At 70.0% G+C, this 9352-nt stretch carries 9 protein-coding genes and 1 pseudogene; 1 reads left to right on the forward strand and 9 read right to left on the reverse strand.

What is annotated here, in order from left to right; translation table 11 throughout:
* Window positions 1-64 precede the first annotated feature (64 nt).
* The 8 genes and pseudogenes from folP to dacB form a co-directional block, all read right to left on the reverse strand.
* Window positions 65-883 carry a dihydropteroate synthase gene (folP, locus tag QZ483_RS10755; RefSeq protein ID WP_297083829.1) on the reverse strand — a complete coding sequence of 273 codons (819 nt, stop codon included), beginning with the start codon at window positions 881-883 and terminating at the stop codon, window positions 65-67.
* Window positions 884-885: 2 nt separating this feature from the next.
* Window positions 886-1455 carry a GTP cyclohydrolase I FolE gene (gene folE / locus QZ483_RS10760; RefSeq protein ID WP_297083843.1) on the reverse strand — a complete coding sequence of 190 codons (570 nt, stop codon included), beginning with the start codon at window positions 1453-1455 and terminating at the stop codon, window positions 886-888.
* A 75-nt stretch (window positions 1456-1530) separates the two neighbouring features.
* Complete coding sequence (gene ftsH, locus QZ483_RS10765) at window positions 1531-3678, reverse strand: ATP-dependent zinc metalloprotease FtsH (RefSeq protein WP_297083831.1); 2148 nt, start codon at window positions 3676-3678, stop codon at window positions 1531-1533.
* A 111-nt stretch (window positions 3679-3789) separates the two neighbouring features.
* Window positions 3790-4350, reverse strand: a complete 561-nt coding sequence (locus tag QZ483_RS10770) for a DUF559 domain-containing protein (RefSeq protein ID WP_297083833.1) — start codon at window positions 4348-4350, stop codon at window positions 3790-3792.
* Between the two features lie 195 nt (window positions 4351-4545).
* A pseudogene (locus QZ483_RS13610) lies at window positions 4546-4680 on the reverse strand (type IV toxin-antitoxin system AbiEi family antitoxin domain-containing protein); the annotation flags it as partial.
* Window positions 4681-4930: 250 nt separating this feature from the next.
* Complete coding sequence (gene hpt / locus QZ483_RS10775) at window positions 4931-5467, reverse strand: hypoxanthine phosphoribosyltransferase (RefSeq protein ID WP_297083844.1); 537 nt, start codon at window positions 5465-5467, stop codon at window positions 4931-4933.
* Window positions 5468-5494: 27 nt separating this feature from the next.
* On the reverse strand, window positions 5495-6493 hold the full coding sequence (tilS, locus tag QZ483_RS10780) for a tRNA lysidine(34) synthetase TilS (RefSeq protein WP_297083835.1): 999 nt from the start codon (window positions 6491-6493) through the stop codon (window positions 5495-5497).
* A gap of 63 nt (window positions 6494-6556) precedes the next feature.
* Window positions 6557-7978 (reverse strand): D-alanyl-D-alanine carboxypeptidase/D-alanyl-D-alanine-endopeptidase, encoded by a 1422-nt coding sequence (dacB, locus tag QZ483_RS10785; RefSeq protein ID WP_297083837.1) that lies wholly within the window; start codon window positions 7976-7978, stop codon window positions 6557-6559.
* 64 nt (window positions 7979-8042) lie between these two features.
* Here dacB and QZ483_RS10790 point away from each other — a divergent pair, with 64 nt between their 5' ends.
* Entirely contained in the window at window positions 8043-8567 is a 525-nt protein-coding gene (locus QZ483_RS10790; RefSeq protein ID WP_297083839.1) for an inorganic diphosphatase, read from the forward strand.
* A 310-nt stretch (window positions 8568-8877) separates the two neighbouring features.
* On the opposite strand, the gene QZ483_RS10795 is transcribed toward QZ483_RS10790, so the two are convergent.
* The coding region (locus QZ483_RS10795) for an S-layer homology domain-containing protein (protein WP_297083841.1) at window positions 8878-9352 on the reverse strand (475 nt) is incomplete at its 5' end.

A 9352-nucleotide genomic window follows, 5' to 3' on the forward strand; every position in this document is an offset into this window, starting at 1 on the left:
GACCGCGATCTGGTCGAGCTCGATGCCATCTTTGACGTAAGGACGCGCGGTGACAGTCATAGGGTCATCGTTGCGGTTCGGCGCCATTCTGCCAAGCCGACACGATGCGCAGCGCGTCACTTGCCGCTCGAGCATCGTGCACCCGGACGCCCCAGATGCCGCGCTCCGCGCACAGGGTGGTGATCGCGGTGGTGGCGTGCTCGCGGGCCGATGCGTCGGCCGGGTCCACGCCCTCTCTCGCGATCGCGGCGCCCAGGAAGCGCTTGCGGCGCGCGCCGATGAGGACGCGGTGTCCCTGCGCCCAGTCGTCGATGCGCGCCAGCAGCGGCCAGTTCGAGTCCGTCACCTTGGCGAAGCCCAGGCCTGGATCCAGGACGATGCGGTCAGGCCTCACCCCCGCGGTGGCGAGCGCATCCACGCGTGCCGCGAGCTCGTCCCGCACTTCTGCGACCACGTCCTGATACTGATCCGTGGCGTCCATCTCGGTGGAGTGCGCGCGCCAGTGCATGGCGATCACCTCGCACTCGAGCTCCGCGACGATACGCGGCATGTCCGGGTCGGCGAGCCCACCGGAGACGTCGTTGACGATGCGAGCGCCGGCATCCACCGCCGCCCGCGCCGTGCGCGCCCGCATGGTGTCGATGCTGACCGTGAGGCCCTCCCCCGCGAGCGCCTCGATCACGGGCAGCACTCGCTCGACCTCTTCGCCGGGCTCCACCCGGGCCGCACCCGGGCGGGTCGACTCCCCTCCCACGTCGATGACGTCCGCTCCGTCGCGGGCGAGCTTCATCCCCTGGGCGATCGCCGCATCGGCCGTCGCCCAGCGCCCGCCGTCGCTGAAGCTGTCGGGCGTGACGTTGAGGATGCCCATGACGAGCGTCATGGCTACTTCCCGACGATGAGGCTCATGGCCTCCGCGCGCGTGGCGCCGTCGCGCATGACGCCGCGCACTGCGCTGGTCACGGTGCGCGAGCCGGGCTTGCGGACCCCGCGCATGGACATGCACAGGTGCTCGGCCTCGACCACAACCAGGACGCCGCGCGCGCCCAGGTGCTCGACCAGCGCGTCCGCGACCTGGGTGGTGAGGCGCTCCTGCACCTGCGGGCGCTTCGCGTAGACATCAACCAAGCGAGCCAACTTGCTCAATCCGGTGATGCGGCCATCCTCGCCCGGGATGTACGCCACGTGGGCGACGCCGTGGAACGGCACCAGGTGGTGCTCGCACGTCGAGTACAGCTCGATGTCCTTGACGAGGATCATCTCCTCGTGGCCCAGCTCGAAGACCGTGCCGAGCACGTCCGCCGGGTCCTGACGCAGGCCCATGAAGAACTCCTCGTAGGCCCGCGCGACTCGCCCCGGGGTCTCCTGCAGCCCGTCGCGATCGGGGTCCTCGCCGATGGCGAGCAGCAGCTCGCGCACGGCCGCCTCCGCACGCGGCACGTCCACGCGGGGCATCTCCCCCGGCGCCGATGCGCGGGCGGGCTCCTCGTCCACCGGCGGGTGGGCGGCGTTGTCGGTCATCCGCCCAGGTTACTCGCCGGGCTTGGCGCCCGGCTCGCCGGGAGCATCTGCCTCGGGACCGCCGGTCTCGGGTGCGGACGCTCCGGTACCAGGCACCTCGGGCGCCGGCGCCTCGGTGACCACCGCATCGGCAGGGCTGTCCTGAGCCGGAGCCTCGGCGACGGGGACGCCGTCCCCAGCCGCCGCATCGGCCGTCGCGTCCGGCTCCTCCTTGGGGGCCACCGGTGCCGTCGCGGGCTTCTTGCGCGGAGCGGACTTGGGGGCCCAGTCGCCCGACACCCAGTGCTTGCGCTTGGCGACCTTCTTGACCTTGGAGAAGATCTCCGCGAGCTCCTTCTCGCCCAGGGTCTCCTTCTCGAGGAGCTCTTCGGCGAGCGCGTCCAGGACGCCGCGGTTGGACTGCAGGGCCTTAGTGGCCTCGGCCATCGCGCCGTCCATGAGCTCGCGCACCTCGCGGTCCACGCGCGCGGCGAGGTCCTCCGAGTAGTCGCGGCCGTGGCCCATGTCGCGGCCCAGGAACACCTCGCCGGAGCTGCCCGCGAGGCGCACCGAGCCCACGTCCGTGGACATGCCGTACTCGGTGACCATCTGCTTGGCGATCTCGGTGGCCTGCTGGATGTCGTTGCTCGCGCCCGTGGACGGGTCGCCGAACACCAGCTCCTCCGCGACGCGGCCGCCCATCGCGTACGCGAGGTTGTCGAGCAGCTGGTTGCGGGTCTTGGAGTAGCGGTCCTCCTGGGGCATGACCATCGTGTAGCCGAGTGCGCGGCCGCGCGGAAGGATCGTGACCTTGGTGACCGGGTCCGTGTGGTTCATGGCCGCAGCCACGAGCGCGTGACCGCCCTCGTGGTACGCCGTGACCGCCTTGTCGTGGTCGTTCATGACGCGGGTGCGCTTCTGGGGGCCGGCGATGACGCGGTCGATGGCCTCGTCGATCTCGCGCGGGCCAATGAGCTGCTGGTCCTTGCGGGCCGTCAGCAGCGCGGCCTCGTTGAGGACGTTGGCGAGGTCCGCGCCCGTGAAGCCCGGGGTGCGCCGGGCCATCGCCTCGAGGTCGACGTCCGGGGCGATGGGCTTGCCCTTGGCGTGGACCTCGAGCACCTTGCGGCGGCCCTTGAGGTCCGGGGCCTCGACGCCCACCTGGCGGTCGAAGCGGCCGGGGCGCAGGAGCGCGGGGTCCAGGATGTCGGGGCGGTTGGTCGCCGCGATCATGATGACGTTGGTGTTGATGTCGAAGCCGTCCATCTCGACCAGCATCTGGTTGAGGGTCTGCTCGCGCTCGTCGTGGCCGCCGCCCATGCCGGCACCGCGGTGGCGGCCGACGGCGTCGATCTCGTCCACGAAGATGATCGCCGGGGCGTTCTTCTTGGCCTGCTCGAACAGGTCGCGCACGCGGCTCGCGCCGACGCCGACGAACATCTCGACGAAGTCGGATCCCGAGATGTGGAAGAACGGCACGCCGGCCTCGCCGGCGACTGCCCGTGCCAGCAGCGTCTTTCCGGTTCCGGGAGGGCCATAGAGCAGCACGCCCTTGGGGATCTTGGCGCCCACGGCCTGGAACTTCGCGGGGGTCTCGAGGAACTCCTCGATCTCCTTGAGTTCCTCGACGGCCTCCTCGACGCCCGCGACGTCCTCGAACTTCACGGTCGGGGTGTCCGGGGTGACCATGCTGGCCTTGGACTTGCCGAAGTTCATCAGGCGCCCGCCGCCGCCCTGCATGCTCGACATGAGGAACCAGAACAGTCCCACGAGCAGCAGTATGGGCAGGAACGTAAAGAGGATCGATGTCCAGATCGATCCCTGCGGGACCTCGGAGTCGTAGCCCTCGTCGGGGTCCGCATCGATGATCGCGTCCACGATCTGCTCGCCCTGCGGCGCGACGTAGAAGAACTCGACACGCCCCGGGAACTCGGCCCACTCCTCGGGGGCCTCCTCGGGCAGGTCCGCCGCGAAGTCGTCACTGAGGCCCAGCTCCACCCGTTGGTCGCCGTCGATGATCTTGACGCTGTCGACCAGGCCGGTCTCGAGGATCTCCAGGCCGGTGGACGTGTCGATGTGCTCGACGCGCGGCGAGAACAGGCTGGGCACCAGCCAGCCGACCATCACGGCGAGCAGGACCAACAGGAGGATGAAGCGGATGTTGAGGAGCTTCTTCATGGTGGTCAGAAGCCTACGCGAGTGCTGGTGCGGCCCGGAGTGGTTTCGCTGACGGCGTGGGCGGGCTCTGTTCCTCCGACAGTTTGAACCAATCTGGGCCCGACACGCCGGTCAAAGGAGCTCCCGCCACCCCGACACGCGCGCAGCAGTGTTCAGATTGGTTCTAACTGTCGGGGTGAGCCGCTCCCATCGCGTCAGGGTTCCCACGACATCCGCCACGATCTGGTCGGGTCGCTCGACCGCGTCGTGGAAAGAGAACCGCATGGGCAGGTAGCCCTGCGTCGTTGCAGCCCGGTCGCGTGACCCATCGCGAGCCCGGGCCTTCTCGCCTGAATGGAACGCCTCGGAGTCGATTTCGACAGTCACGGCATCTTCGACGATGAAGTCCACGCGTCCGACACCTGGCACCTGGGCCTGCGGCACGACTCCGAGCCCAGCTTCGACCATCTCCACGCGCGCGTACGTCTCCGACAGGGACTCGGCGCGACCGTCTGCCATCCGGACCAGCCATTCGCGCCGCGCTCGCGAGCCCTGAGAGAAGCCAGCCAGGTCTGCGGGCCGGATGAGACCCAGGCGCAGCGCGGCGTCAACGAGAGCGAGTTGCTGGCGAGGCTCCGTGCACAGTGCTGCGAGGTCGAGGTGATCAATCGCGGTCCGGGGCGGCTTCGGCATGCGATGGACCACCACGTCACCCACGGGACGCTCGCGTGCGAGTCCCATGCCGCGCCGCTGCGGCACCGAGAGATGGACTGCCGCCGGCGTCGGGTAGATGGGCAGCCCGGCCCTGCCGCACCACGTGAGACAGCATGGTTTCCCTCGGAAGATGCTCGCGAGCACCCTGGTACGAGGCGTCAGCGGAAGTGCGAAGACGCCCCGGTGGGGCCGGACGACCGCTCCCGAGTAGCACGCGTCAAGGAGCGCGCCACGCGAAACACCCGCCCGTTGGAGCTCGGTCCAACGCGCGACGCCGCGCCGGCCCTGGAGTGCACGAATCGGATCCACGCCGCGACTGTCCCGAGAGAGGGCCGACCTGCGCTCGGAGTCAGACCACGATCGGTGGATACTCGTGCCGGACGACGTGCTGGGGACGGCCGGACGCGATCTCAACCCTGACAGTTAGAACCAATCCGACGGCGACACGCCGGGGCCGCAAGGGCCACAGCGCCGACACGCCGCGGACCGAGCCCCGAATTGGTTCAAACTGTCGGAAGGAGCCGGAGCCGGAGCCGGAGCCGGACCTGGCGCGAGGACCTCAGTCCTCGTAGACGCTCGGCTTCAGGATCGCCACGAACGGGAGCGTCCGGTAGTTCTCCGCGTAGTCCAGCCCGTAGCCGACCACGAACTCGTTCGGGATGTCGAAGCCCAGATACTTCACGGGCACGTCCACCTGCACGGCATCCGGCTTGCGCAGCAGCGACGCGACCTCGACGGACGCGGCACCGCGCGAGCGCAGGTTCCCCAGCAGCCAGTGCAGCGTGATGCCGGTGTCGATGATGTCCTCGACGATCAGCACGTGCCGGCCGGACAGATCCGCGTCGAGGTCCTTGAGGATCCGCACCACTCCGGAGGACTTGGTACCCGAGCCGTACGAGGACACCGCCATCCAGTCCATCTGCACGGTCGGGGGCATACGCCGCGCGAGGTCCGCCATCACCATGACCGCCCCCTTGAGGACGCCCACGAGCAGCAGGTCCTCGCCGTCGTAGTCGGCCCGGATCTGCAACGCGATGTCATCGAGCTTGCGAGAGATGTCGTTCTCGCTGACGATCACCTTGGTGAAGTCGTCCATGTCGAACTGCTGGTCCACGCGTTTCTCCTAGGCCCGGGGTTTGTGGGGATCGACGATGACCAGCCTTCCATACTCCCGACGCGCCTCGTAGCCTCCGGGAAGCGCAACGCCGCCCTGGCCCCGGTAATCGGTGATGAGCTGGTCGATGGCGGTGACGTGGGCGGCGGTCAGCGGACCGGCGCCGCGGTTCTCCGCGAGCATCTTGATCATGCGCGAGCGGATCGCGTCGGGCAGCGCCGCGAGCATGTCGCAGCGCCACTCCTCCCCGCGCACCGAGGACGTGGACGCCCCCATCGCGGAGCGCGCTTGGCGCTCGAGCTCGTCGGCATCGGCCTGCAGCAGGGCCGCGGAGCGCGCGAGACCGGAGACCACGCCTGGCCCGAGCACGTCCACCAGCGCCGGCATCACCTTGGTACGCAGCTGGGAGCGCTTGGGGCCGTCGGCGTGGAGGTTGGTGGGGTCGTGCCACGGATCGAGCCCCAGCGCCTGGCACGCGGCGACGGTGTCCTTGCGCCGCAGCGACAGCAGCGGCCGGACAATCCGACCCCGCCGCGCAGGGATACCGGCAAGCGCCCGAGCCCCGGACCCCCGCGCCAAGGCAAGCAAGACGGTCTCGGCCTGGTCGTCCATCGTGTGGCCGGTCAGCAGGTGCGGGTTGAGCCCTCCCTCGGCATCGATCCGGGCATTCAGCGCCCCGTATCGCGCCTTGCGCGCGGCCGCCTCGAGACCGCCCTCGCGGCCCACGGTCACCTTCTCCACGAACACGGTGTGGATGCCGGCGCGGCGCACCTCGGCGGCGGCCCGCTCGGCGACAACGGCGGAGTCCTCCTGGAGCCCGTGGTCCACGATGATCGCCCCGGTCAGGTAGCCCTCCTTGCGGCCCACGTAGCCGGTCGCGGCCGCGAGCGCGAGGGAGTCGGGCCCGCCCGAGCACGCGACCCACACCCGCGTCCCGATCTCGCAGCCGTCGAGCGACTCGCGCACCGCGTTGCGGACGGCGGCGACGGAGGGGTGAGGCCCGGTCACGAAAGGGTCCGGTCAGGACGGCCGATGCGCGCGCACAGCCCCGTAGGCACGTGCGCGCCAGCGTCAGGATTCCTCACAGCCACATCCTGCCAAAGTCTGGATGAGCGCGTCGAACGCGGCCCGCGGCGCCGTCTGCCCGTAGGGCATGCCGTCCGCGAGGATCGCGAACGCGAGCAGGCGCCCGTCGGCGGTCTGCACGGTCCCCGCGAGCGCGGTGACGCCGGTGAGCGAGCCGGTCTTGGCGCGGACGGCGCCCGCGGCATCGGTGTCCTCGTAACGGGTCGCGACGGTCCCCTCGAGCCCTGCCAGGGGGAGCCAATCCAGCAGGTCGGCCGTCGCATCGGCCTGCAGAGCGGCGACGATGGCGCCGCTCAGGTGCACGGGCGCGATTCGGTTCCGCGTCGAGAAGCCGGCCCCGTCGTACAGCTCCAGCCCTGCCACCGGCGCGCCGATCGACTCAAGTCCCGCGCGCGTCGCCGCCGCGGCGCCGGCGGGCGTGGTGGCCCGACCCGTCTCGAGCGCGTTCACGAGCGACACGATCTCCGCGATGGTGTTGTCGGAGTCGCGCAGCAGCAGGAACGCCACCTCGGACAGGGGTGCGGACTCGACGGCCGCGATCTCGATGCCGTTCCCCGGCCCCGAGGCGCGCGAAGCATCCCCGGACACGGACACTCCCGCATCGCGCAGCGCGGCCACCAGCACATCCCCAGCAGCGACGGACGGGTCGGGGTAGCGCTGCGCGTAGTTCTCGTCGGTCATGCGCGCGATGTTCACTGCGAGCCCCGACGCCGGCGCGATGTACCCCAAGTCCAAGGCGTACTGCGGCCACTCGGGATTGACCGCATCGGCTTCAAACGCCGAGTCGTCCACCACCACCGTCACGTCCCCGCCCAGCGAGAAGTCGGGGTGAGCCATCGCCGCGTCGACCAGGTCGCCTATCCCAGCCCAGCCATTCGCATCGGCCCCCGAGCCCTGGTGTCCGGCGCCCTCGGCGAGCATCATATCGCCGCCCGCCACGAGGGTCAGGATCCCGGAGTCGGGCTCCCACACGAGCCGGGTCACGAGACGGTAGTCGGGGCCCAGGTTCGCAATCGCGCCCACGGCGGTGAGCAGCTTGGTCGTCGAGGCCGGCACCTGGGTGTCCGCTGCGGAGACGTCCGCGTAGACCTCGCCGGTGAGCGCGTCGACGACGGAGACGTTGGTGGAGGTTCCGGTGCGGTCGTCGGCGCGGACCTGCTCGGCGGCCGCCTGGACGACCGCTGCGGAGGGCGCCGGCGCATCCGTGGAGACGGCGGTGACGGCCGATGCGGGGGCCGGGCTGGGAGCGACCGCGGCGGCGGTCAGAAAAGGGGCGGGGGCGACTGGCACGGGCTGGTTGGTGATCCAGCCGGGGACCAGATCGTTGGCGTCCGCGACGAGGTAGGCGCCCGCCCCACCCAGCACTAGCGCCGGGACCAGCACGCCTGCCATGATCTTCACGCGCACGCGCCACCTCCGAACATGGGCCACACTAGTACCCAGACACCGTTTCACTGACGCAAGGACTGCCATGGAATTCGACGTGACCATCGAGATCCCGAAGGGTTCGCGCAACAAGTACGAGGTGGATCACGAGACCGGTCGCATCAAGCTCGACCGCATGCTGTTCACGTCGACCCGCTACCCGGACGACTACGGCTTCATCGACGGCACGCTGGGCGAGGACGGCGACCCGCTGGACGCGCTGGTGCTGCTCGAGGAGCCCACGTTCCCTGGCTGCCAGATCCGCTGCCGCGCGCTGGGCATGTTCCGCATGCGCGACGAGGCCGGCGGCGACGACAAGGTGCTGTGCGTGCCCATGGGCGACCAGCGTCAGGCGTGGCGCCAGGAGCTCACGGACGTCTCCGACTTCCACCGCCTCGAGGTCCAGCACTTCTTCGAGGTCTACAAGGACCTCGAGCCCGGCAAGTCCGTCGAGGGCGCGCACTGGGAGGGCCGCGAGAAGGCCGAGGCCGAGATCATGAAGTCGTTCGAGCGGGCCAAGGGCACCAGCTTCGAGCACATGAACCCGCTGGTGCCGCCGCCGGGGCACTAGCTGTCTTTGGCTGAGGGGGCTCGCTGCGGCGGGCCCCTTCGTGCATGTGGTGGGTGCCCTGACTCGCGCCGACCGTACCGACCGTGCCCGTTCTACACACGGCTGGTACAGGAGTGGCCAGTGATGCGCGGGTGACCCATCACCTGCCGCATGCGTCACACGCGTCACACGTGTGTGGAGAGCGGGTAACCACGGCCGCCGTTGGCACGGAGTGCCGATGCTCGGGCTGGCACAGTGCCGACGCTCGGGCTCGGTGGGCGTGCGACAGCGACCCCGAGGCTTTCCCCGGGGCCGCTGACGCGTCCGACGCCTAGAACGTGCGGTCGTAGCGGTAGACGAACGCCGCCATCGCCTCGCGCGTGATCGAGTTGGAGGGGCGGAACTCGTTCTTGCCGCCGCCCACGTCCCATCCCGTGGTGATGCCCACGCTCGCGAGCCAGGTGATCTCCTTGTAGTAGGGGGTGCCGGCGGGCGAGACGTCCGCGAACGGCGACTTCGACGGTGCCGTGAACGAGGGCCTGCCGGCCGCGCGGTACACGAACGCCGCCATGGCGTCGCGCGAGATCGCCTCCTTGGGGCGGAACTCTCGTTCGCCTCCGCCCACGTTCCACCCCGTGGAGATGCGCTGCTGGCTCAGCCACACGATCTCCTTGTAGAAGGGGTTGGCGCTGGTGACGTCCGAGAACGGCGTCGAGGACGGGAGATCGACCGGCGGCGAGCCGGCGTAGCGGTAGATGAAGGCGGCCATCGCCTCGCGCGAGATGGCCTCCTTCGCGCGGAACTCG

Origin of the sequence: uncultured Demequina sp. (assembly GCF_913055775.1) — a bacterium.
GTDB lineage: Bacteria > Actinomycetota > Actinomycetes > Actinomycetales > Demequinaceae > Demequina.

What these genes read in the sequence shown, in the direction of transcription:
- folE (WP_297083843.1), bottom strand. Translation starts at nt 1,455, where the DNA reads ATGCCCCGCGTGGACGTGCCGCGTGCGGAGGCGGCCGTGCGCGAGCTG.
- QZ483_RS10790 (WP_297083839.1), top strand. Translation starts at nt 8,043, where the DNA reads ATGGAATTCGACGTGACCATCGAGATCCCGAAGGGTTCGCGCAACAAG.
- folP (WP_297083829.1), bottom strand. Translation starts at nt 883, where the DNA reads ATGACGCTCGTCATGGGCATCCTCAACGTCACGCCCGACAGCTTCAGC.
- hpt (WP_297083844.1), bottom strand. Translation starts at nt 5,467, where the DNA reads ATGGACGACTTCACCAAGGTGATCGTCAGCGAGAACGACATCTCTCGC.
- ftsH (WP_297083831.1), bottom strand. Translation starts at nt 3,678, where the DNA reads ATGAAGAAGCTCCTCAACATCCGCTTCATCCTCCTGTTGGTCCTGCTC.
- QZ483_RS10770 (WP_297083833.1), bottom strand. Translation starts at nt 4,350, where the DNA reads ATGCCGAAGCCGCCCCGGACCGCGATTGATCACCTCGACCTCGCAGCA.